Genomic DNA, 23,556 nt, shown 5'->3' on the forward strand with positions numbered 1-23,556 from the left:
TCAGTTATCCCGGCTCCCCGGCAGGCGTTTGACCGGCTTTACCTCGACCGGTACCTTATGCTGCTTGGCAATTTTCAGGTACAGCGCCAGTTCACGGCACACCTGGAGGATGGCTGAACGGACCTCGAATTCTTCGCGTGTCGAAGGAAGCTCCATCTGCTGAAACTCCTGTTCGACGCCGGCCAGCAGCCGTTCCGTACGCCCGGTGTATTCCTGGGCCAGTACATCACCGCTAAGCTGGTCGAACAGCTCGGCCACCATATCGCCGTGCGGAAGCTGCCGGTAGACCTGGGAGAGCAGCTGCAGCATATTCTGGATCGATTCCAGCTGTTCCTTGCGCATATAAAAATAGACATTCCAGGCCTCGTCCGGATGGATCACATGATTCTCCAGCTCTCTGGTTGCTGCCGTAAGCCCGCGCTGAATTGCAGCGTTCGCCCCGATCAGCTCCTTGCCGTCCCATACATAAGCAGGATCACGCAGTGTCGTTGCCATCTGTTTAAAAATAACCGAAAAACAGCTATCCACTTCCTTGCGGATTCCTGAGATTACCCCGGCAGTCTGCGGCATGTAGATCAGGTTAACCAGCCCGGCCGAGCCCAGTCCGATCACCAGCAGCTCGATCTGCTGCAGCAGGACATGGGCTGAGAGCTCAGCTTGTCCGAACACGCGGAACACAATGACGGAGCTTGTGACAATTCCTTCCTTGAAGCCCGATCTGACGATCAGCGGAAAGCCGAACAGCACATACAGCCCGAGCACCCAGTAGTGAAAGCCCAGGAGTGCGAATAAGATGCAGCCCATAAACAGCCCTACCAGCGAGGCGGAAAAACGGGCAATAATCGTGCGCAGACTTCTTTTCCGCGTTGTTTCCACCCCGAGAATAGCCAGCAGGCCGGCGCTTTGCGCATTCGGAATACCCACAGCGGCTGCCAGCAGTATAGACAGCAGCGTGGCAGCCGCTGTTTTGATAACCCTAAATCCCATGTAAGTACCTCTCCTTGATTAACTGGTTCAGTTTGCATGTAAAGATATAGACATGGTACAGGATTTTTCAGGGAGGCACAATATGACATACATTTCACAGCCGCGACAATAGCAGCTTCTCTACGTAAACGACCAGCTGATACATCGCAGTAGCCACAGCAGCTATAATAAGCAGACTGGACATTACCAGCGTAAAGTTGAACACCTGAAAACCGTAAATGATCAGATAGCCGAGCCCCGATTTGGCCACGAGAAATTCACCGACAATCACCCCGACCCACGACATCCCGACGTTTACCTTCAGCGTAGAGACAATTGCCGGAAAAGAGGCCGGCAGAATGACCTTGTTAAACTCCTGGACCCGCGACGCCCCGAAGGAGCGCACCACCTTGACCAGGTTGGCATCAACGCTGCAGAAGCTGTTATAGACAACTAATGTAGTGATAATTACGGTTATGGATAAAGTAGTGATGACAATGGCTGTAAAGCCGGCCCCGAACATGACAATAAAGATCGGCCCGAGCGCAACCTTCGGCATACTGTTGAACACAACCATATACGGATCAAGTACGGCTGATAAAAAAGGCGACCACCAGATGATAACGGCCAGCAGCGTACCAAGCAGCGTACCGAGCACAAAGCCGACCGCTGTCTCGCCGACCGTCATTCCCAGATGCGGCCACAGGCTGCCGCTGGCCATATCGTTCCAGATTTGCCGCAGCACCTTGGTCGGATAGCTGAACAGCAGCTCATCGATCCAGCCCAGCCTTACCCCGGCTTCCCACAGAAAGAAGAACAACACAAGCAGACTGGCCCTTACGGCCATAACCCGGCTGCTCCAGCGGCGTTTTTGCTTTTTATAGTCCAGGTGCTTCTGCTGCAGCCACTGCCCGCGGGAGTCCGGCATTTCGTTAAGCCCGTTCATTCTCACTGACCTTCCCTCCCTGCCAGCTCCATTTCCTTCCATAATTCATGAAAAAGCTCTGCAAAGCCCGGCAAGTCCCGTGCATACAGCGGGGGCGTGCTGCGGATCTCCTCCGGCACCTCAAAAATCTTGCGGATCCGCCCGGGATTAGGCTGCAGCAGAATAACTCTGCTGCTGACAGCAATCGCTTCAGACAGATCATGGGTCACCAGAACCGCCGTAGTCCCGCGCCGGCGCAGCGTCTCCGAGACCAGGTCCTCCAATTGCAGCTTGATCTGATAATCCAATGCAGAGAACGGCTCATCCAGCAGCAGCAGACCCGGATTGGTTGCGAGCGTGCGCACAAGGGCGACCCGCTGGCGCATACCGCCGGACAACTGGGCCGGATAAGCCTTTTCTTTGCCGGCCAGGCCCATATCTGCCAGCAGGTCCACTGTTTTCTGCCGGGCTTCTGCCGTCAGATTCCCGGTCAGCTCCAGTCCCAGCAGCGCATTGTCAAGGATGGTCCGCCAGGGAAAGAGATAATCCTGCTGGAGCATATAACCCACTTCAGGAGAAGGCCCCTCAATCAGCCGGCCGCTGACCGATACCTCGCCCAGCGAAGGCTTCAGCAGCCCGGCAATGATCGAGAGCAGCGTGGTTTTGCCGCAGCCGCTTGGTCCGACCAGGCTGACAAATTCGCCCTGCTCCACCTCCAGGCTCAAGTCCTCAATAGCAAGAGAAGCCTCTTGGTCGCCCAGATAGGCGTGCGTCACACCCTTCAATTGCACAACTGGTTGCATCTGAAGCCCTCATTTCCCTGAAGAAGTTGTAATATTGGCTTCCGCCTGCTCGGCGAAGCTGTTATCCACAATCTTGGCCGGCGGAATCCGCTCCTGCAGCTCACCGGCATTTTCAATGACGTCCAGCAGATTGTTCCATTCTGTCTCTTCTATAATAGGGTTCACAGCATACGTGTCCTGCTCCTTGTAGCGCTTGATAGCAGAAACGACAATTCCCAGGTCCGTGTTCTCAAAATACGGCATAACCGCATCGGCGATTTCCTCAGCGCTGTGCTCGTTTACCCATAGCTGGGCCCGCTGGACCGCATTGGTGAATTTCTGCACCGTATCGCCATTTTTGCTGATGTAGCTTTGCTTGGACATGAAGACGGTGTAAGGCAGATAGCCGCTCTCCAGACCAAATGAAGCTACGACTGCCCCGCGTCCTTCCTTTTCAAAGATCGAAGCCTGCGGCTCGAACAGCTGCACGTAATCTCCGGTACCGGACGCAAATGCCCCGGCAATATTGGCAAAATCAATATTTTGAATCAGCGTGAGATCCTTCCCGGCATCAATTCCTTTGTTATGCAGTGTAAAAGCACCGGCCATCTGCGGCATGCCGCCGGCTCTTTGTCCCAGGAATGTCGATCCTTTCAGCTGATCCCAGCTGAATTTACCTTCTGCCTTGCGGGCGAACAGGAAAGTACCATCCCGCTGGGTAAGCTGGGCAAAATTAATAACAGGATCATCTGCGCCCTGCTGGGCTACATAAATGGAAGTCTCTGATCCGACAAGCGCCACATCTATCGCTCCTGACAGCAAAGCCGTCATTGTCTTATCCCCGCCGGGAATGGTCTGCAGCTCCACATCCAGCCCCTCATCCTTGAAAAAGCCCTGCGACAATGCCACATACTCAGGCGCGTAAAAGACAGAACGGGTTACTTCGCCGATCTTCACCTTCACTCCCGCCTCATCTGTGCCGCAGCCTGCCAGCATGGAGAAACACAAGACGGGGAGCAACAGCAGTAAAGACAGCTTTTTCTTGATTGTCATCCTTCATTCTCCTTTCTTCCCGGGTCTTCGGCCCTTACCTAAAGCATATGCGGTTGCCTAACGTTTGGTTAAAAGCGTAGAGGAATACCGTTTGCACTGTAATCTTGCGGAGTTTCAGGTGTAAACAGGACATATTTCTTTTCCTGACTTGTTTATTAGAAAGATAATCAGAATAAAAAGCAGTTAATTAGAGATTACAGGAGATTTTCATTGAATATTCTGTTTATTTGAGTATAAACTATGTTTTAAGGCGTTATTTCGCTTGTGCAAACGTTTTACCAATAGGAAATTTTCCACTACTATATTTAGTAAAGCGCTTACTAAGACATATATCAGTGAAGCTGTTCATTTTGAAGGGGGATTATTACAAATGAAACATGAGTTTACCCGGCTTCCGGGACGCCGTATCTTCCATTCCCTGGTCTTGACCGGACTAGCTGCAGCACTGCTGGCAGGCTGCTCGAATGACGGTGACGATGCAGCCCGCAATAACGGGGACGCTTCTGCTGTCCCTGCAGTGCAGGCTTCTCCCTCTCCGGACACAGGCACAGCACCGCCGGAATCACCGCAGCCGGCTGATGCTTCCGGGAAGGCTGTCGCCGATGAGCAGCCGTCCACTGTTTATTATGAGGTATTCGTCCGTTCCTTTTATGATTCGGACGGCGACGGCATCGGTGATCTGCGCGGGCTGACTGAGAAGCTGGATTATCTCAACGACGGGGATCCTGCGACGACCGATGATTTGGGGGTTGGAGGAATCTGGCTCATGCCCGTTAATCCTTCCCCCAGCTATCATGGATATGATGTCACCGATTACCGCAGCATTAACCCCGATTACGGAACACTAGAGGATATGCAGGAGCTGATCAGGGAAGCGCACAAGCGGGGAATCAAGGTCATTATGGATCTTGTGGTCAATCATACGTCCAAGGAGCATCCGTGGTTTTTGGAAGCCGCCAAAGACCGGAACAGCAAATACCGTGACTACTATGTCTGGGCAGAAGACCAGAACCGTCCTGTCAGCGGCAGCAGTGCAGCCGGCAGCGGAAGCCCGTGGCATTCCGTGCTGGGCAGCCATTACCTGGGTATTTTCTGGGACGGAATGCCGGATCTAAATTTCGATAATCCTGAGGTCCGCAAAGAGATGAAGGATACCGGAACGTTCTGGCTGGAGCAGGGGATCGACGGCTTCCGGCTGGATGCGGCCAAGCATATTTATGAGGATCTTGTAACGGATAAAAGCACGGAAACGACCGCCAGGAATGTAGCCTGGTGGCAGGAATTCCGCCAGGCTATGAACGTGGTCAACCCGCAGGCCTATATTGTCGGCGAGGTTTGGGAGAATTCTGCCGTATCCGTTGGCGCTTACCTCGATCAGGCCTTTGATTCCGGCTTTAACTTCGGGCTGGCCGAGACGCTGGTAAATGCCGCCAAGACGGAAAAGGACAGCGGAGCTGCGTTCACGCTGGAACGGACCTACAAGCTGTACTCACAGATTTCCGGCGGCAGCTTTACCGATGCCGTCTTTCTGACCAATCATGACCAGAACAGGGTCATGAGCCAGCTTGAGGGCAACCGGGATCACGCCAGAATGGCTGCCGCCATGCTGCTTACCCTGCCCGGCAATCCATTCATTTATTACGGGGAGGAGATCGGCATGCTGGGCCGCAAGCCGGATGAAGGCATCCGGGAGCCTATGCAGTGGTCAGCGGACGGAAGCAGCAATGGTCAGACAACCTGGGAAGCGGCTGCTAATAATGAGGGGAATGCCGGTGGAGATGTGGAGAGCCAGTCCGGCAGCACCGGCTCGCTGCTGGACTGGTACAGGCAGCTTATTGCCATCCGCAATCAGGTCCCCGCACTCCGGAATGGGGATATCCGGGACTTCGCTTCCGGAAATGACGGAGTAATGGCATTTGAACGTGTAACGGCAGATCAGCAGGTGCTTGTCATGCTTAATCTGACAGGCAGCAGCCAAGCGGTTACACTGAAGCAGGGAACAAATGAACATATTTATACAAACATACTCAAAGCGGTTCCAGAGGAAGCCGCGCTTAGCGGAAGTAAGCTTACCCTCCCGCCATACTCAGCTGTTATTCTGGATTAACGGGTTGTGTGGAAAGCTGCATCCATTCATACAACGCTGAGCATACCTCCGCCTTACTGGCGGGAATGGCAATGATCCAATCCTCGGCCGACTCGCAGCTCATCCGGAGCAGCCAGCCGCCGGAGGCATCTCCTATGTATCCGGCGTGCTGGAGAATCCAGCTGCCGGTGCTGCGGGAACAAAGCCTCAGTTCACCGTCAGCCGTACAGTATTTCAGTGCTCTGGCCAGCTGGGCGGACCGTACGAGGTCGCCAGTCTCTGCAGTCAGGCATTCGGCCAAAGAATATAACGTGTATGTTGCCGCCTTGGCCTTCAGTTCCTCGAACCTGCTTTTGGACATCTGCAGGGCAGGCATATCTGAATCCTCCGGTTTTACTTCGGCCTGGTCAGGGCAATTAAACAGAAAAAAACATGCCCGTTTTATCTTTCCCGGCTCTGTAAGCTCATAGCCGAAGGAATCCTCTTCATTGATGCAGGATACGATCATCCGGTCTTTCAGCACCTGCAGATACAGATCCTGGTTGTGCTCCCCTTCAAAGTATTTCAGCCGGCATATTCGTTCCGCAGCTTCCGCCATTTGCAGAAGACCGGATATTTCTTTTCCGTGCGGCGGCCCTTCTGGGAACAGAAAATGCGCCAAAAATACCTTTTCTTCATTATTCACAGTTCTATTTCCTTCCCGGATTCCCAGGAATTCAGGAATCGCCCAGCAGTAAAAAAGCTTGAATCTATTAGACTTGCAATCTTTATGTTATCATAAGCTAATTTTAAGGTAAAATTAAGAAATGCCGGGTATGATCATAGCATGAAATACTTTTAGCGAGGTGATTTCGATTATGAGAATGCTCATCACATTTCAGAACAAGTCTGTACCGGTATACTTCACCACTGAAAACAAACAACCTACCCAAAAGGTACTCCGAATCCTGAACAATACACTGGAGCTTAAGATCCAGAAGGGCAAAAGCGCTCTGCAAAAATGTTTGAATTCACTTATCAGTATCGAAATTAAAGGCTCAGAAGCTATATTGCACAGTTACAGTGAAAATGATTCGCTCGCACTATCCCTCTACTAAATTAGAGGGATAGTTTTTTTTACACAAAAAAAAGCACCTTCTTCCGCCAGGAAGAAAGTGCTCCGCTCTATATGCCGGCCGGAATGCTGCAGGTTAAAGGCAGGCTTTTAACCGACAGGATGCTTTTTGTTCTCTTCTTTTTCCGCTTTTTGAATGCGCAGCTTGAACAACTTCACTAAATTAATACGTGTCTGTTCTTCGTGACAGCTGTCCAGTTTTTTAATGATAAAACGGTCGATGGACATGTCAATCGCTCCTTTTAAATATCTTTTGCCGGTAAAAGAATTTAGGAAATCATTTCCTGTTTCCTTGTATCACCTATATAACCGGGTCCCCGGAAGCTCAAACCCTCCTATTTTTTGGCAAAAAAGGCTTGTCGGAGAGAATTTACTACATATTGATATTCTTATCCCCTTTCGCCGCTTGCCCTCCAGATATATGGTAGAAGTGCAAAACATAGCCCTTTATTGTCGCTGAAATATATTTTTCTTTCGACGGATATTTACAAACTAAATATTCAATGCTATATTAAATATAGTAAGTAATAAATATATATTTAAGGAGAAATCATAATGTCTAATGTACTTTTCATCAAAGCAAACAACCGCCCTGCGGAACAGGCTGTAAGTGTTCAACTTTATAATGCATTCCTTGCAAGCTACAAAGAATCCCACCCGGAAGATCAGGTTACTGAACTGGACCTGTTCGCTGAAGAGCTTCCTTACTACGACAACACCCTGATCACTGGTATCTATAAAGCTGCACAGGGCTTTGAAGCAACTCCTGAAGAAGCTGCAGGCGCAGCACTTGTTAAGAAATATCTGGACCAGTTCGTTGCAGCTGACAAAGTCGTGTTCGGCTTCCCGCTCTGGAATATGACTGTTCCTGCTGTTCTGCACACTTACATTGACTACGTGAATCAGGCTGGTACTGCTTTCAAATACACAGCTGAAGGTCCAGTAGGCCTGCTTACCGGCAAGAAAGCTGCTGTCCTGAACGCAAGAGGCGGCATCTACTCTTCCGGCCCTGCAGCAAACGCAGAAATGGCTGTTAACTTCATCGTGAACAACCTGAGCTTCTGGGGCTTCCAGGATATTACCCAGGTTATCATCGAAGGCCACAACCAGAACCCGCAAGAGTCTGCTAACATCATTGCAAAAGGTCTGGAAGAAGCTAAATCCGCTGCTGCATCATTCTAATACAGCACCAGCGTTAAGGGTCCGGCCTGCAGTATAGAATTTTGCAATTAGATCAGGCATCTGTTTTACTCATCATCCGGACTTTTATTCATATATAGCAGAGGTGCAGCTCGTCCAGGGCTGTGCCTCTGCAGCATTAAATAACCCCACAAAATGAGGCTTTTACATGGAAGCTGACTCAGATACTTTGCGGGGACCCCGAAAATAGACTTTCTGATAGGTTAAAAAAGGCCATCTGGCTCCTGAGCAGACAACTGCAGGGTATCCAGATGACCTTTTTTATTGTTTAAACAGGCTCAATACTCCTCAAGCTGCTGCTGCCATGACGTTTTCCGCGGCCGCGGGGCGCTTGTTTTGCCGGTGGAAGCGGCAGCCTTGCGCTTATGTCGCTGCTCTTTGCTGTTTTGGAAGCGCAGCTCCTTCTGTGTCTTGCGGTAGTTTGTGAGCCGCTTCTCCTCCAGCTGGCCGGAGGATACGGCTGCCAGCACAGCGCAGCCCTCTTCACGCTCATGGCTGCAGTCGCTGTAGCGGCATTCTGCCGCCAGGCTGCTGATATCGCCAAAGGCAAGGTCAAGCCCGCCTTCATCCTCCCACAGCTGCAGCTCGCGCATTCCGGGAGTATCCACGATAATCCCGCCTTCAGGCAGCACGAACATTTCGCGGTGCGTTGTGGTATGCCGCCCGCGGCTGTCGCCCTCTCTGACGTCCTGGGTCAGCTGGAGGTTTTGGCCGCTGAGCCAGTTGACCATCGTGGACTTGCCGCAGCCGGAGGAACCGGTCAGCGCCACCGTCTGCCCGCTGCGGATATATGGCAGCAGCTCATCGCGGCCGTCACCGAGCAGGGCGCTGACCGCATGGACAGGCACACCGGGAGCTGCCTGCTCCATCTCTGCTATTCTGATCTCCGCCTCATGGCACAGATCGGCCTTGGTCAGCAGAATAACCGGACTCGCCCCGCTGTTCCAGGCCATAATCAGATACCGCTCCATCCGCCGCACATTAAAATCGTCATTTAAAGCACTGACCAGAAACAAAGTATCCACGTTGGCAGCGACAATCTGTTCTGCCGGGGTGTTACCCGCTGCCTTGCGTGAAATCACGCTGTGGCGGGGAAGCAGTCCGTGAATAATGGCATGCTCTCCTCCGTCCTGCATAACCAGGCTTACCCAGTCACCGATAGCCGGCAGCTCTCCCGAATCTGTGACGGTATGCCGCAGCTTACCGGACAGCTCGCCCCAGGTTTCGCCTGTATGCGTTATGACCCGGTATTTGCTGCCGAAATCACCGGTGATCCGTCCGGGAATGCGATTATTGCTGACCTGCTCCTGCTCCAGATTGTGAGGCATCCCGTCCCATTTCACCTGCCAATTTTCATTCCAGCCGTATTGTTCAATCATCATTGTAATGTTGTTCCTCCTGAATGTAGTTTGTTTTTCACATCTGCTTATTTTTCCGGGAACACAAAAAACCGTCGGAACATCAGGTTCCGGCGGCGGATTGGATCAGCATTCTCCTCTGCTAAGCAAGGCAGAACTGTGATCAAATCAAATCCAGAAAGCTGCAGTCCTCCCCGGACAGGGGAAACGCACATTTCTGCGCGCGGTCATGGCATGCCCAATACGGACTAACCGTATTTAATAAAGCCTGACCGCGCAAAAAAGCCGCCGGAACACATACGGTTCCGGACGGCTCTAAAAGGCACTTTAAGAGCTTACCTGCCAAGCTGCTTCATACTTACTCTGCAGCCGCTGTTCCCGGAAGACACGTATCTACAACAGTTGTTACCGATAATGAACGTACTGTATGAACTGTCATATTACATCGTCTCCTTCCGGTTAATATGCTGTAACTATAAACGTCCCGGCGGCGCATTGTCAACGCTTCACGCCGGTAAAGTATTTTTTATAAACAAAGTCTACCTACAGGATCTGCTTCAGCTCATCCAGCTCATCAATGGTTCTCCATGGCGTGACGTCCAGACGCTCATCCCACGGATGATTCCGTTTCAGCCAGATGGTGTCCATCCCCGCCTTGCCTGCCCCCCAGATATCATTGACCGGATGATCACCGATGAACAGGGTCTGCTCAGCAGAGGTACCCAGTCGGTCCAGTGCCAGTCTGTAGATGGCCGGATCAGGTTTGCTGATGCCCGCCTCACCTGAAATAACAATTTCCTTAAAATAGCCGCGTAAACGCAGCAGATCGATTTTCCCGTCCTGCAGATCCTTTTTCCCGTTCGTTACGAGGCCCATAATATATCCCCGCTCCCGGCAGTAGTCCAGAATTTCCACCGCATCCTTCATCGCAGCACCGTGGCCGGAATAGTTCTGGTCATAATACCCCCGGATGTCCGCCGCACTTACGGGTGTCTGCCAGGGCAGCACTTCACTCAGCTCGGCAAAAAAGCCGTCCTTGTCCCGGTAGCCGTCGGCATCCCGCACAATCATGTCCTCGACCACCAGCAGCGCCTCATCCTCAGCCAAATGGCCCAGAAAATCCTTAACAAACTGCGTACTGAAGCTGCGGAACGTATGGTCCCGGTCCATCAGGGTGTTGTCCAGATCAAACAGCAAAGCTTGTTTCTCGGTCATTTTGATAAATCTCCTTATCTCCTTGAATTCCCAGAAATTTATTGTACTATGGTTGTCCGGACAAAGAAAAGACTGCCCTGCAGAAAAGAGGTATCCCTCCTTAACTGCCGAACAGCCTGCTGGCGTCATATAAATGGATAGACCGGTTATTCAAAATGCTCCGCCCGGTGGGTCAGCATCATCTCTTCTTCGGTAATGTACAGCGGAAACGGAGGCGTCTCCTTCAGATAACGTTCCGAATGAAGCAGTCGGTAATGAACCTCCGGCAGCCAGGCATCCTCAAGCAGCGGCAGTTTACCGGTATCGCTCACATAATTATCTACTGCAGATTGTACCAGATCAAGATAATAAGGCACCAGCTTGTCAGCTTCCTCAAAAATTTCGTAGGTTTCACGCGACATGTAGAACTTCTGCTGCGGAACCCCGCCCAAATAGCGTGTCAGCCGGGTCAGGTCAATGCTTTTATCCTCCAGAATCAGTGCGGTACGGTTAATCGGAGCAGGCATATCCTCTTCGAACTGCCTGACAGCCTGTTTGATCTGCGGCAAGGTAACGGTGACAGTCTCAGGGATTGTATTTTTTTTAGCGCGTTTGAATATCATACTGAAAGTCTCCTTTCGAAGTATATGTCAGATAACGCTTACAATTCCAGTTTATTCACATTTTAAACCTTTAATCAGCAGTGTATCAAACTGTCACAGAATCTCCTTAACTATAAGAGCATTAAGTGACAAGTTGCTGCTACTTCACGTTTTCCCAGCGCGTCCACATTTCAGGGGGATTCAGTTCATATTTGTCATGCTCCCGGTACATGAACTGGTGCATAATAAATTCGCGGCGGATCGTGGCATAATCCTCATGATATTGCTTAATGAACTCATTCATCTCCTTTTCACTGTAGACGGTTCCCGGGGTCAGCTTCTCAACCATAAATTGCAGGGCAATCAGCTTCTTCTTGTATTGGGCCGGGATCTGGCGCAGCCTTCCGTCTTTCGCAAAAAAGTTACGCAGCACCGATTCCTTCAGGCTGTTCTCCGGCGACTCCTGCTCCATCTCCTGCGTTCCTTTGGAAAAAATAAAGCTGAGCGATGCCTCGGAGCCTGCTTTGATGAACTCCGGATTAATCCGGAAATAGACCGTATTCTTGTCGCGCCGTTCTGTAATCATCGAAGCTTCCCGCAGTTTGGCGGCATGATGGGTTACAGTCGGCTGTGAAAGGTTTAATCTTTCGGCCAACGCCTGACCGTGAATCTCTTCGCCTTTGGACAGCAGCAGCAGAATGCGGAGTCTGGTGGGATCGGATAAGGCCTTATGGTAATTGACTATTTTATCAAGCTGCATGTGGGGGCACGCTCCTGTAACAATATTAACTGAATAATAGGATTTAAAGTTTAGATATATGTCTAATTATATCAAATTTTAGGTTATCCGGCAACCGCAGCAGCTGATCTTTTAGGCATTAGTTGGCGTTAAATTTAAAATTAAGGTAACATTTAGAGATAGAATTAATTCACCAGGAGGTCGCCATTCATTATGAAAGACGTTATCATTATCGGCGCCGGTCCATGCGGGCTGTCTGCGGCAATTGAATGCCAGCGCCAGGGACTGTCGAGCCTGATCATCGAAAAGAATTTTATCGTCCACTCCATTTACCTGTATCCAACCAGCATGCAGTTCTTCAGCACAACCGCGCTGCTGGAAATTGGCGGTGTTCCCTTCACCTCCCCCAATGACAAGCCGTTCCGCCATGAAGCACTGGTCTACTACCGCCGGGCAGCCGAACAGCATGGCCTGGAGATTGCAGCGTATGAAGAAGCACTAAGTGTAGATCATAATGAAGATGGCAGCTTTACAGTACATACTGTCAACAAGCGCGGAGAGCGCCAGAGCCGCCGGGCCGCCCATGTTGTCATTTCGACCGGTTATTTTGACCAGCCGAATATGATCGGCATTCCGGGAGAAGAGCTGCCTAAGGTTACCCATTACTTTGGCGAAGCCCACCCGTACACCGGGATGAAGGTTACGGTGATCGGGGGTAGTAACTCCGCAGTGGATGCGGCACTGGAGCTGATCCGTGTCGGCGCTTCTGTAGATATGGTCTACCGCGGAGCTAGTATTTCCGACAATATCAAGCCGTGGGTGCGGCCGATTTTTGAGAGCATGGTTACAAAAGGCAGTATCACACTGCACCTGGAATCACGGGTTACAGAGATTACTCCGTCCTCGGTCATTGTGACCAGACACAGCGGGGAGACCAGTGAGCTGGACAATGACTTTGTGCTTGCTATGACGGGCTTCCGTCCAAGCAGAGCACTACTTTCATCCGCCGGGGTGCTCATGGATGATTCGCTGGACAAACCGTCGTTCAACCCTGCGACTATGGAGAGCAATATTCCCGGCCTTTATGTAGCGGGAGTTATCGCCTCCGGCCGTAATGCCAATGAGGTATTCATTGAGACCGGACGCGGACACGGCAAGCTGATTGCCGATCATATCGTTTCCCAAAAGCTCAAATAAGACAAGGAGTGCCTGCTTCATGGATATCACCTCCCTGCTGCTGCTCGGTCTGGCCGCGCTTGGCATCCTCAGCAGCAACTCGCCGGTTACAATTGCTATGGTTGTACTGCTCCTGCTCAGAGTGCTCGGCTTGCAGCAGACTTTTCCCTGGCTGGAGAAGCACGGCCTGACGCTCGGTATTATCATCCTGACAATCGGAGTCATGACTCCGCTGGCCAGCGGAAAAATCTCGCTGAATACGATCTGGCAGTCCTTTTTCCACTGGAAATCGCTGGCAGCCATCGGCATCGGCATGCTGGTCGCTTATCTAGGCGGCCGCGGCGCTGTGCTGATGGGCAGCCAGCCGACCGTTGTCGCCGGTCTTCTGATCGGCACCGTCCTTGGCGTTGCCCTGTTCAAGGGTGTTCCGGTCGGCCCGCTGATCGCTGCAGGCCTGTTGTCGCTGGTTATCGGGAGAGGATAATCCGTTAGCTGTGCTTCACTGAAAAAGGCTGGCATAATCCGCATGGAAGAAGCGGTTATGTCAGCCTTAATTGTTTTTTATTATGCTGGTGCAAGCACAGTTTATTTATCACTTTCAGCTTAAGCCCCGCCTCCGTCTACACGGTACTGCTTCTCCAGTTCGGATCGGTAATGCGGATTAAAGGTCAGCTGCTTATGCGGCGTGCAATCAAGAAATCCGTTACCGGCTGAAGTATTCATTCCCCGCGTAAACCCCGCTAATGCCTTTACTTTGTTAACAACCTGCTCGTCAAGTTCCTGCTCGACTGCATCTGCACTGTCGGCATCAGCAATAACCAGCGGCAAAGCAAGCTGCTCGCCCACTACATCTCCTTGCATATCTGTGTACAAGCCTACAATACCTAAGCTTATTTCACCGCAGGGAATAGCATCAGCAGTATAAATTTCCACCAGTAGCTCATTCATACTGTCCATAGCATGCAGAACCAGACCATCTGATTTATCTGTGTCGAAATCTCCGTAAATCTCCCCCAGATAAATTCCTTCCGGCAGCATAAGCCTGACCACGGCATGCCTTAACCGAACTGGCGGATTAATCTGAATAAGCAGATGATTGAGCCCTTCTTCATGCTCAAGCACCCGTTTAGCCAGCCTCGCTGTTATCATCGTTATCGCCCCTCCTTCAGCATCCGGGTGATCGTTTCTTGAAGCTCCACTCTTAGCTCTGCTGAAATGCGCGGGCTTACAGTCAGTATCACATCCTCGCTAACTACTAGCGTATCACCAGACAGGAGCTGCTCCGGCTGCAAAAACTTTAGGCGTCCGCCTAACTTGGCTACCTCTTCTTCCGGCATGCCGGCCAGTTTGGATTGGATATCAGCCAGATTCTCTCCGCTTCTGGACAAAGTCAAAATAGCCAGCAAATGCCTGTAATGCCGGTCCGTGTAGACCCGTTTATTACCCGAGAGCGCAAGCGGCGGAAGCAATCCAATCTGCGTGTAATATCTAACAGTCCGCAGATTCATATCAGGAGCTTCCTGCTGTACCAGCTCAGCCAGCTGCTTGCCCGTATAAGTATTCATTGTATCAACCTCCAGATTTGCCGATTCCCCCACCCATAGTTACAGTGCAGTGTTATAGTTACAGTTTACTGTAACTCATATGAGAATGCAAATAAAAACGGCTCCCTCAAATAAGGAGCCGTTCAATAATCTACTTTATTTACCTAACCGTCCAGCCGCTGCACATTGAACAGCCGGGCATAGCTGCCACCCAGCAGCATAAGCTCTTCATGTGTGCCGCGCTCGGTAATTGCACCATTTTCCAGCACGACAATCTGGTCTGCATGGGTGATGGTCGACAGCCGGTGGGCGACGATCAGCGTTGTACGCTCCGAGGCCAGGGACTGCAGCGACTGCTGGATCAGATGCTCGGACTCCAGATCAAGCGCCGAAGTCGCCTCATCCAGAATCAGCACCTTCGGATCTTTGAGGAAGACCCTGGCTATCGCTACGCGCTGTTTCTGTCCGCCGGACAGCTTCACGCCGCGCTCGCCGACCTCAGTGTCATAGCCCTCAGGCAGCTGCATAATGAAATCATGAGCATTCGCGGCCTGCGCAGCGGCAATAATCTCCGCTTCCGCAGCCTCCGGGTTGCCGAACAGAATATTATCGCGCACCGAACCGCTGAACAGGAAGTTATCCTGCAGCACCATGCCTACCGTCCGCCGCAGACTCTCCTGGGTCAGTCCGCGGATATCCTGGCCATCCATAAGCAGACGTCCTTCGCTGATATCATAGAAGCGCGGAATCAGACTGATCAGGGAGGATTTACCGCCGCCGCTCATACCGACAAAAGCGACCGTCTGACCCGGGCTGATGCTGAGATTAATCTCCTTCAGCACCCAGTCGTTTTCTTCCCTGTATTTGAACCATACCCGGTCAAATTCAATCGCTCCGGCCGCATTTTGCAGCGGCTTCGCACCGGGCTGGTCGGCAATATCGTAAGGCTCATCCAGCAGCTCCATAACCCGCTCGAGCGAGGCCGAGGCCTGGGTCAGCACGGTGGAGGAATTGATTAGCCGCCGCAGCGGCGCATACATCCGGTCCAGATAGCCGAAAAAGGCCACAAAGGTACCGATCGTCAGATTGCCGCGGATGACCTCATAGCCTCCGTAGCCGATAACGAGCAGCGGAGCCAGATCGGTCAGGGTATTGATAATGGCGAAGGTTACCGCATTCCAGCGGGTTTGAGCCATCGCTTTTTCCAGAAATTTGCCGTTAATGCCTTCGAACTGCTTCTGGTCGGCCTTTTCCATCGTAAAGCTGCGGATAATGGCGATGCCTTGAATCCGCTCATGCAGATATCCCTGAATAACCGCCAGCGCCTGGGACCGGTCCTTGGTCAATACTTTCAAACGCTTGTAAAGTGTGTTAACAGCAATACCGTACAGCGGCAGAACCGCAATCGAAACGAGCGCCAGCACCGGATTAAGATAGAACATGAACCCCAGCGCAAAGACCAGCGTGAACATATCGAGCCAGACGTTCATCATGCCGACCTCAACCAGGTTTTTGGACTGCTCCACATCGTTAATAAACCTGGAGATCGCTTCGCCCACCTTCGTATTCTGGTAATACCGCAGGGACAGGCGCTGCAGATGGCTGTACAGCTTGTTACGCATATCGAACAACACTCTGCTCGTAATCAGCTGGGCAAAATATTGGCGGTAATATTCCACCGGCCCCCTGATCACAACAAACAGCACAAACGCGCCGCCGAGCACGTAAAACAGCTTCGAAATCCGCTCCGCCGCGGTCAGCGCCGAGGGTGTGAGCAGATCATCCACTACATATTTTAGAATCATCGGCAGGGTGAGCGGAATGCTGAATTTGATCATACCGATAAATAAAGTCAGGACAATCCATTTCGTATATGGCCGGACAAAAGTATAAAAAGCTTTCCATTGCTTCACGGAACGTTACGCCCTTTCTTTTTTCAACCCACCTTGGGTACTGTTGACATTTCAGCCCCACAGTGTTTTTATATTTTTAGGTACATAAGCACAAGTGCAGTACCGGAACTTCAGGAGGATAATGATGTCTAGACAATTTGTGACGGAAGCGGTCATGATGGCCATCTACGGCCAGCTTCTCGTACCGCAAAGCCCTGTGGAATATATCGTGCCCTACACAACAGTTATGGAACTATACGAGCTGCGGGACAGCGATGAGCCGCTGATGAACCGGACCGACGATGACCAGCATGTCAAAAGCAAAATCCGTGAGCTGATCGCCTATTTCGAGGAACCGCTCAATTCCAAGAAGATCAACCGCTGTCTATCTGTTCCCTGGGCGAAGAGCTCGGGTATTCTGCTCGGCGAGATGGCGCACGTCACGATCATCAACAGCGTTGATAATGCTGCTTACGGGGAAACCTTTGATCCGATTGAGACCGAACTGCTGCTGACCTCTGTGCGGGAAAAAGTCCCCGTATTAACCGACCAGTTCGAGCTGATCCAGCGCATTATCGAAGGCGGAATCCCGGTGCAGGTGTATGATATCGACGATTTCGACTTTGCGATGGAGGAAGAGACCTTCCGCAGCTCGCAATAATGCTTCCAAGCTGTACATCCGTTTCCAAAAAGCCGGCGTCCATTCTTTAGAATGGACGCCCTCTTTGTATATCCGCTATTTAGCCTATTGAATCAGCTCGCCGTTCCGGTTAATAATAGCGTCCTCTAATTCTTTATATGCACCGGACTGGGGGTCCACATGGCTGCCGGACAGTCTCAGCTTCTTTAGCCGGGGCAGCTTAAGGAGCAGGGCCGGATCAGAAAAGGTGGTTTTGCATAAATCCAATACCTCCAGCCCCGTCAGTGTAGAAATAAAATCCCAGGATTTCGGCTTAAGCTTCGTCAGGTCGAGATTCTTTAAGCTGTGCATTCCGGCGAGCGGCTCCAAATCCTTTAGAGGGGTTTCCCAGATCCAGAGTAACTCCAGCTGCGGAAATTGCTCCCGGATGCCTTCAATTGATTTCAGCCTGCTTTTTTCCAGATACAGCGTTCTAAGGTTAGGACATAACCCCATTTCGTGAACCTGTTCCACGGAGGAGCCTCTGAGCCGTATTTCCTCAATGCATTCATGCCGGAAAAAAGGGCTTAAATCCCCCACGGCAGCAAAATTGGCGTCAAGGATCCTCAGCTTCCTGAGCTCGGCGGCATAAGAAAGATCCGCCAGCTTTTTAGGGGCCATCAGCCTGATCTCCTCTACACCCGGGAAAACACGGAAGGAATCCAGGCTCTCCAGCCGGCATGTCTGTCCGCCGAGAGACACCCGCTTCACTCCCGGATGCGGTACAAAGTCCGGCACATTCACAATCTCATCAAAGCTCATGCTGACCGTCTCCAGGCTGTCCGGCAGAACCGTCTGGCTGTCATAATTATATTTCGAAAAACTGACTGAATTTAATGATTTAAGCGGAGCCAGCAGCTGATCAGGCAATGTATGCCGGACATAAAAAAGCTGCAGCGACTGCAGGTTCTCAAGCTTTGAAAGGGCCTCAATATTGTTCTTAATCGTTGATTTGCTTATGAAGCTCAGGTGCTCCAGGCTTGCAGCGGCCTCAAGACCGGCGAGATCGGGGATGGTCATACTGGAGTCTGTGGTCCCGAATTCCAGCTTCTTAAGGCTTGTAAATTCTTTTAACGGCTCATAGGTTGTGATCTTCCGGACCTGGAGAAGCTTTATAGAATCCAGTTCATAGAGGGAAGCGGGCTCATGAAACCAGGCGTACTTTTTATATTTCCCGATGGTTAAGGCTGCCTGTTCTGCAATAGCAGCTTTAGATTTGGAATAATCCATCTCACGGCCTCCTAAGAATTGATATAATTGCTTACACTATTGACACCTTAGCATACAGCCACCTTCATAACAAATGCCCCTTTAACAGCCGCGCAGCAAAAAGATGGCGCCCATTCCGGTTAGTTTGAACGGGCGCCACCTTGCTCTGATTATAATCCGCCTCTGTCTATTCGGCCTGACCGGCAGTACTCAGCGGCTGATACACATATTCGATGTCATCTTCTGCCGCCACGTGGATGATAGACAGGCTGTAGCCCTCCATATACCAGAGATCCTGCTCCTCCATATAAAAAATCAGGCCTTCCTGCTCTGCCTCTACTGCAGGGCGCGCGGGCGCTTCCGTAGCAATTCCCAGTGAAAATCCGGGATGCAGTCCTCCGCCCGAGCTGTAACGCGGAAATAAACGAATAGAATCCCCGTTCTGCAGGTTAAGCTCCTTCTTGAACCAGGCAGCCGCTTCCGGGCTAATGGTCATATCCATTTGTGTTATTGCACCTCCGTTTCTTCTTATCATACTATAAGCCGGCATTATTCCAAACCAGCCGTTCCTCTTCTATGATACTCCGACTTCGCAAATTGTTCAAAATTCTATTTGACATTGTTCAGACACTGATGATAAACTCTGAACATACGAAGCGTCTTGAAGTAATTACCAAAAATGAACGAAAGGGTGATCTCGGTGTTGACTATTGTACCAGTTGATTTTAATTTCTTTGTCGGCAACTACACACAACCTCATACCGAAGCAGCCCGAATAGTGGAAACCTTCTGAAGCAAGTACATCCACCGTACTTGAGTTCACCAGGCAAGTCTCTTCCATGTCTTCTGTGCTGCACTAAAGCACCGTGGACATGATTATCACTGTATCTTACAGGCATATCATCCGTTTAACGGAGGGTATGCCTTTTTGCATGCTGTTAATAGACATCCGCTATTTTCATCATCATTCAAAGACACATTCACACAACCGACAACGACACCCCAAACACGAAAGGAAGGGATTACCCTTGTTCTCCGTACTCCGTGATCTCGGCTGGTTTTTCCGCCGGGAAAAAAGGCGATATTCCATCGGCCTGATTTTGTTAATTGTAGTAGGTGTATTAGAGCTTCTGCCTCCCCGTCTGCTTGGCAATGCCATCGATGAAATTGTCCGCGGCTCCATCACCACAGGCTCACTGCTGAAGTACATCGGTGCAATCATTGTAATGATGCTGATCATTTACTGGATTACCTATGTCTGGATGCACAAGCTGTTCGGCGGCTCCAATCTCGTCGAGCGTCTGCTGCGCTCCCGGTTCATGAACCATCTGATGACCATGACCCCCTCGTTTTTTGAAAAAAACCGCACCGGCGATCTCATGGCCCGCGCCACCAATGACATCCGTGCCGTGGCAACCACTGTCGGCTTCGGGATGCTGACGCTTGTTGACTCCACCGTTTATCTGAGCGTGGTCCTGCTGGCGATGGGCTTTCTGGTCAGCTGGAAGCTGACGCTTGCTGCGGTGCTGCCGCTGCCGCTGATTGCCATCGCAATGATTTTCTACGGCAAAGCGATTCACGACCGTTACAGTCTGGCCCAGGATGCCTTCGGGGATATGAATGACCAGGTGCTGGAGTCGGTATCCGGTGTGCGCGTTATCCGCGCTTATGTGCAGGAGCGGCTGGACGAGAAGCGTTTTGCAGACATTACTGAAGACGTGTACCGCAAAAATATGGCGGTTGCGCGTGTAGATGCCTTTTTTGAGCCAACCATCCGTTTCTGTGTGGGCCTGAGCTATATCATTGCCCTTACATATGGGATCTATCTTGTATTCCGTAACCAGATCACACTGGGCGACCTTGTCTCGTTCAATATGTATCTGGGGATGATCGTCTGGCCGATGTTCGCAATTGGCGAGCTGATCAACATCATGCAGCGCGGCGGCGCTTCCCTTGAACGTATTGATGAAACAACGAATACCCGTCCTGATGTGGCAGATGCAGCTAATCCGGTGCCGGTCGCCCGGCCAACCCGGATCGATTTCGAGGATGTAACGTTCCGCTACCCTACCTCCACTGTCGATAACTTAAGCGGAGTCAGCTTCTCCCTGTCCCAGGGCCAGACACTTGGTGTCGTCGGACGCACCGGCAGCGGTAAATCCACTCTGCTGAAGCAGCTGCTCCATGAGTATCCGACCGGCAAGGGCGATATCAAGATTGCTGATGTTCCGATTGAGAGCATTGCCCTCGGCCAGCTACACAGCTGGATGGGGTATGTACCTCAGGAGCAGATTCTGTTCTCCAAATCCGTCCGCGAGAATATTCAGTTCGGCTATGACCAGGCCAGTGATGAGCGGATCATGTCGGCGATTACGGCTGCCGCTTTCCAGAATGACCTTGGTACCTTGTCCGACGGCCTGGATACGATGGTCGGCGAACGCGGCGTCTCCCTTTCCGGGGGCCAGAAGCAGCGCGTTTCGATCTCCAGAGCTTTTATCGCGAACCCGGATATCCTGATTCTCGACGATGCCCTGTCAGCCGTTGACGCACGGACCGAAGCCCGGATTATTGAGAATATCCGTGAGGAACGCGCCGGTAAAACGACCCTGATCTCCACCCACCGCCTCTCGGCCGTCGAGCACGCCGATCTGATTCTGGTGCTGGAGAACGGGCATATTATTGAGCGTGGCACTCATCAGGAGCTGCTGGAAATGAACGGCTGGTACCGTGAGCAGTTTGACCGCCAGCAGGTGGAGAGCAACCTGACCGGTGAATAATGACGGGAGCCGGTTGCCTTACCCACTATTTTTTAAACCAGAATTATTAACCGGGACTTACAACCCTTTAGGAGGTGTCACCGTTGACACAGAGTACAGGCAAACGCCTGCTGCAGTATGCACTGACTGCCAAAAAGACCTTTATCGCAGCTCTTTTGCTGCTTACGATCGGCGTGGCCGCCGAGCTGGCCGGCCCTTTTATCGCCAAAAATATGATCGACAACCATCTGCTAGGCATTGAGCAGCCTTACTTCCAGACCTCTTCACCGGAAGAAGCCGCAGAATATAACAATAGCTATTACAAGCGCGGCGACCGTTTTGCCGGGGGTGAAGCCAAGGGCCAGGAGGTCCGGCTGCTGCAGTCAGGCAGAAGCTTTTATTTTATCAATGAGGCGGTTGCCCGGGCTGAGGGCGAACGGACCTTTAAGGACGGGACACTTGAGATCAAATACGGGGACGAAATCACCGCCTACCCGGCCGTGAAGCTGTCCGCAGATGAAGTGTTTGCTTTTTACAAGCCCGAATTCCCGGGGATTTATGAGCTGGTGGGCTTGTATGCCATCTTCCTGGTCATCTCCATCCTGGCCGAATTCGGCAAAACCTACTGGCTGCAGTCGTCGGCCAATCAGGTTATCCGCAAGCTGCGGACCGATGTTTACGGTCATATCCAGCGGCTGCCGGTGCACTTTTTTGACAATCTGCCTGCGGGCAAGGTCGTCTCCCGGGTTACCAATGATACAGAAGCCGTCAAGGATCTGTTCATCGCCGTGCTGTCCAACTTTTTTACAGGGATCATCAATATTACCGGCGTGTACATTGCGCTGTTCCTGCTGGATGTGAAGCTTGGTCTGATCAGCTTGTTCATCGTGCCGATTATCGTTCTCTGGATCGTGCTGTACCGCAAAGTGGCTACCAAATACAATACGATTATCCGCTCACGTCTGAGTGAGATCAACGCCATTATCAATGAATCCATTCAGGGGATGTCAATCATCCGGATTTTCCGCCGCCAGAAGCAGAGCCGTGCCGAATTCGAGCATCTGAACGATGATTATATGAAATATCAGAACAAAATGCTGAATCTGAACGCGCTGACCTCCCACAATCTGGTGAACACGCTGCGTAACCTCTCCTTTGTCCTGGTGCTGTGGTACTTCGGCTTCGGCAGCATTGGCGGTTCTACCTTTGTATCGCTGGGCGTGCTGTACGCGTTTGTCGATGTACTGGGACGGATGTTCCAGCCGATTACCGGCATGGTGAACCAGCTGGCGAACCTGGACAGCTCGATGGTCTCCGCAGGCCGTGTGTTTACCCTGATGGATGAACCGGGCGAAGCTGTGACCGACGGCTCGATGCCGCGTTACAAGGGAAAAGTCGAATTCAATAACGTATCCTTTGCCTATAAAAAAGATTTCGTGCTGAAGGACATCTCCTTCGAGGCACGCCCCGGCGAAACGGTAGCCTTGGTCGGACACACCGGTTCCGGTAAAAGCTCGATCATCAATCTGCTGTTCCGCTTCTATGATCCGCAGCGCGGAACGATCACGATTGACGGCCAGGAGGTTACCTCCATTCCCAAACAGTGGCTGCGCAGTCATATGGGGATCGTGCTTCAGGACCCTTACCTCTTCACCGGCACCATCGCGTCCAACGTCAGTCTTGGCGACGAACGGATCAGCCGGGAACGGGTGGAACGCGCGCTGCGTGAAGTAGGCGCGGATAAGCTGCTGGCTCATCTGCCGCAGGGCTTCGACGAGCCGGTCGTGGAAAAAGGCAGCACGCTGTCTGCCGGACAGCGCCAGCTGATTTCCTTTGCAAGGGCGCTTTCGTTCGACCCGGCCATTCTTATTCTGGATGAAGCGACCTCCAATATCGATACAGAGACAGAGAGTCTGATCCAGGAAGCGCTGGAGGTGCTGAAGAAAGGCCGGACCACCTTTATCATCGCCCACCGCCTGTCGACGATCCGCAGTGCCGACCAGATTCTGGTGCTGCACCACGGCGAGATTGTCGAGCGCGGCAGTCATGAGGAGCTGATGGCGCTGGAAGGCCGCTACCACCGGATGTACCAGCTGCAGCTGGGAGCTGGTGCTCCGCAAGCTGCTGAACCAGCTGCCGCACCGGCTAAGCCGGCAGCTGTTCTGCAGCCGTCGCTAAAGAACAGCTAATCTTTCGTTACACCCCCTGGGAGCCTAATCGGCTGTCAGGGGTTTTCTGTACTTGAATACAGAACATTCGTTCGGGTATAATGGTAAATAAT

The 23,556-nt window shown here is 51.7% G+C and carries 23 protein-coding genes; 8 read left to right on the forward strand and 15 right to left on the reverse strand.

Going from position 1 to position 23,556, the window contains the following annotated elements:
- The 4 genes from NST84_RS16730 to NST84_RS16745 all read right to left on the reverse strand — a co-directional run bounded on the left by NST84_RS16730 (window position 1) and on the right by NST84_RS16745 (window position 3,726).
- Entirely contained in the window at window positions 1-987 is a 987-nt protein-coding gene (locus tag NST84_RS16730; RefSeq protein WP_342561311.1) for an aromatic acid exporter family protein, read from the reverse strand.
- A gap of 94 nt (window positions 988-1,081) precedes the next feature.
- Window positions 1,082-1,912, reverse strand: coding sequence for an ABC transporter permease (locus tag NST84_RS16735; protein ID WP_342566459.1), 831 nt, complete (start codon window positions 1,910-1,912; stop codon window positions 1,082-1,084).
- A gap of 2 nt (window positions 1,913-1,914) precedes the next feature.
- A complete protein-coding gene (locus NST84_RS16740; RefSeq protein WP_342561312.1) occupies window positions 1,915-2,694 on the reverse strand; it encodes an ABC transporter ATP-binding protein in 780 nt (259 codons plus the stop codon).
- 9 nt (window positions 2,695-2,703) lie between these two features.
- Window positions 2,704-3,726 carry an ABC transporter substrate-binding protein gene (locus tag NST84_RS16745; RefSeq protein WP_342561313.1) on the reverse strand — a complete coding sequence of 341 codons (1,023 nt, stop codon included), beginning with the start codon at window positions 3,724-3,726 and terminating at the stop codon, window positions 2,704-2,706.
- Between the two features lie 370 nt (window positions 3,727-4,096).
- Here NST84_RS16745 and NST84_RS16750 point away from each other — a divergent pair, with 370 nt between their 5' ends.
- On the forward strand, window positions 4,097-5,833 hold the full coding sequence (locus NST84_RS16750; protein ID WP_342561314.1) for an alpha-amylase family glycosyl hydrolase: 1,737 nt from the start codon (window positions 4,097-4,099) through the stop codon (window positions 5,831-5,833).
- On the opposite strand, the gene NST84_RS16755 is transcribed toward NST84_RS16750, so the two are convergent.
- On the reverse strand, window positions 5,820-6,497 hold the full coding sequence (locus tag NST84_RS16755; protein ID WP_342561315.1) for a hypothetical protein: 678 nt from the start codon (window positions 6,495-6,497) through the stop codon (window positions 5,820-5,822). The genes NST84_RS16750 and NST84_RS16755 overlap by 14 nt on opposite strands.
- Window positions 6,498-6,669: 172 nt before the next feature.
- Here NST84_RS16755 and NST84_RS16760 point away from each other — a divergent pair, with 172 nt between their 5' ends.
- A complete protein-coding gene (locus tag NST84_RS16760; RefSeq protein ID WP_039873859.1) occupies window positions 6,670-6,909 on the forward strand; it encodes a hypothetical protein in 240 nt (79 codons plus the stop codon).
- A 107-nt stretch (window positions 6,910-7,016) separates the two neighbouring features.
- Here NST84_RS16760 and NST84_RS16765 read toward each other — a convergent pair whose 3' ends face one another.
- The gene (locus NST84_RS16765; protein WP_342561316.1) at window positions 7,017-7,154 is read right to left on the reverse strand and encodes a hypothetical protein; all 138 of its coding nucleotides are present in this window, start codon (window positions 7,152-7,154) and stop codon (window positions 7,017-7,019) included.
- A 327-nt stretch (window positions 7,155-7,481) separates the two neighbouring features.
- Between NST84_RS16765 and NST84_RS16770 the strand changes: the two genes are divergently transcribed.
- Window positions 7,482-8,108, forward strand: a complete 627-nt coding sequence (locus tag NST84_RS16770) for an FMN-dependent NADH-azoreductase (RefSeq protein WP_342561317.1) — start codon at window positions 7,482-7,484, stop codon at window positions 8,106-8,108.
- Between the two features lie 296 nt (window positions 8,109-8,404).
- Here the strand turns inward: NST84_RS16770 and rsgA are convergent, their stop codons facing one another.
- The 4 genes from rsgA to NST84_RS16790 all read right to left on the reverse strand — a co-directional run bounded on the left by rsgA (window position 8,405) and on the right by NST84_RS16790 (window position 12,040).
- Entirely contained in the window at window positions 8,405-9,508 is a 1,104-nt protein-coding gene (rsgA, locus tag NST84_RS16775; protein ID WP_342561318.1) for a ribosome small subunit-dependent GTPase A, read from the reverse strand.
- Between the two features lie 519 nt (window positions 9,509-10,027).
- Entirely contained in the window at window positions 10,028-10,699 is a 672-nt protein-coding gene (locus NST84_RS16780) for an HAD family hydrolase (protein ID WP_342561319.1), read from the reverse strand.
- A 146-nt stretch (window positions 10,700-10,845) separates the two neighbouring features.
- Window positions 10,846-11,301, reverse strand: a complete 456-nt coding sequence (locus NST84_RS16785; protein WP_342561320.1) for a DUF3939 domain-containing protein — start codon at window positions 11,299-11,301, stop codon at window positions 10,846-10,848.
- Between the two features lie 139 nt (window positions 11,302-11,440).
- Entirely contained in the window at window positions 11,441-12,040 is a 600-nt protein-coding gene (locus NST84_RS16790) for a metalloregulator ArsR/SmtB family transcription factor (RefSeq protein ID WP_342561321.1), read from the reverse strand.
- A 192-nt stretch (window positions 12,041-12,232) separates the two neighbouring features.
- On the opposite strand from NST84_RS16790, the gene NST84_RS16795 reads away from it, so the two are divergent.
- Together NST84_RS16795 and NST84_RS16800 are read left to right on the forward strand one after the other, a co-directional pair.
- On the forward strand, window positions 12,233-13,216 hold the full coding sequence (locus tag NST84_RS16795; RefSeq protein WP_342561322.1) for a YpdA family putative bacillithiol disulfide reductase: 984 nt from the start codon (window positions 12,233-12,235) through the stop codon (window positions 13,214-13,216).
- 19 nt (window positions 13,217-13,235) lie between these two features.
- Window positions 13,236-13,679, forward strand: coding sequence for a DUF441 domain-containing protein (locus NST84_RS16800; protein ID WP_342561323.1), 444 nt, complete (start codon window positions 13,236-13,238; stop codon window positions 13,677-13,679).
- Window positions 13,680-13,798: 119 nt separating this feature from the next.
- On the opposite strand, the gene NST84_RS16805 is transcribed toward NST84_RS16800, so the two are convergent.
- The 3 genes from NST84_RS16805 to NST84_RS16815 form a co-directional block, all read right to left on the reverse strand.
- Entirely contained in the window at window positions 13,799-14,344 is a 546-nt protein-coding gene (locus tag NST84_RS16805; RefSeq protein ID WP_342561324.1) for a hypothetical protein, read from the reverse strand.
- Window positions 14,345-14,346: 2 nt separating this feature from the next.
- Window positions 14,347-14,760 carry a MerR family transcriptional regulator gene (locus tag NST84_RS16810; protein ID WP_342561325.1) on the reverse strand — a complete coding sequence of 138 codons (414 nt, stop codon included), beginning with the start codon at window positions 14,758-14,760 and terminating at the stop codon, window positions 14,347-14,349.
- Window positions 14,761-14,903: 143 nt separating this feature from the next.
- The gene (locus NST84_RS16815; protein WP_342561326.1) at window positions 14,904-16,652 is read right to left on the reverse strand and encodes an ABC transporter ATP-binding protein; all 1,749 of its coding nucleotides are present in this window, start codon (window positions 16,650-16,652) and stop codon (window positions 14,904-14,906) included.
- A gap of 124 nt (window positions 16,653-16,776) precedes the next feature.
- On the opposite strand from NST84_RS16815, the gene NST84_RS16820 reads away from it, so the two are divergent.
- Entirely contained in the window at window positions 16,777-17,292 is a 516-nt protein-coding gene (locus NST84_RS16820; RefSeq protein ID WP_342561327.1) for an ADP-heptose synthase, read from the forward strand.
- A gap of 84 nt (window positions 17,293-17,376) precedes the next feature.
- On the opposite strand, the gene NST84_RS16825 is transcribed toward NST84_RS16820, so the two are convergent.
- Both NST84_RS16825 and NST84_RS16830 read right to left on the reverse strand, forming a co-directional pair.
- Window positions 17,377-18,540 (reverse strand): hypothetical protein, encoded by a 1,164-nt coding sequence (locus NST84_RS16825; protein ID WP_342561328.1) that lies wholly within the window; start codon window positions 18,538-18,540, stop codon window positions 17,377-17,379.
- 166 nt (window positions 18,541-18,706) lie between these two features.
- Window positions 18,707-19,021, reverse strand: a complete 315-nt coding sequence (locus tag NST84_RS16830) for a HesB/YadR/YfhF family protein (RefSeq protein ID WP_342561329.1) — start codon at window positions 19,019-19,021, stop codon at window positions 18,707-18,709.
- Window positions 19,022-19,547: 526 nt separating this feature from the next.
- Between NST84_RS16830 and NST84_RS16835 the strand changes: the two genes are divergently transcribed.
- Entirely contained in the window at window positions 19,548-21,296 is a 1,749-nt protein-coding gene (locus tag NST84_RS16835) for an ABC transporter transmembrane domain-containing protein (protein WP_342561330.1), read from the forward strand.
- A gap of 83 nt (window positions 21,297-21,379) precedes the next feature.
- Entirely contained in the window at window positions 21,380-23,464 is a 2,085-nt protein-coding gene (locus NST84_RS16840) for an ABC transporter ATP-binding protein (protein WP_342561331.1), read from the forward strand.
- The last annotated feature ends 92 nt before the right edge of the window (window positions 23,465-23,556 follow it).

The organism is Paenibacillus sp. FSL R7-0345 (assembly GCF_038595055.1).
Classification (GTDB): domain Bacteria; phylum Bacillota; class Bacilli; order Paenibacillales; family Paenibacillaceae; genus Paenibacillus_AQ.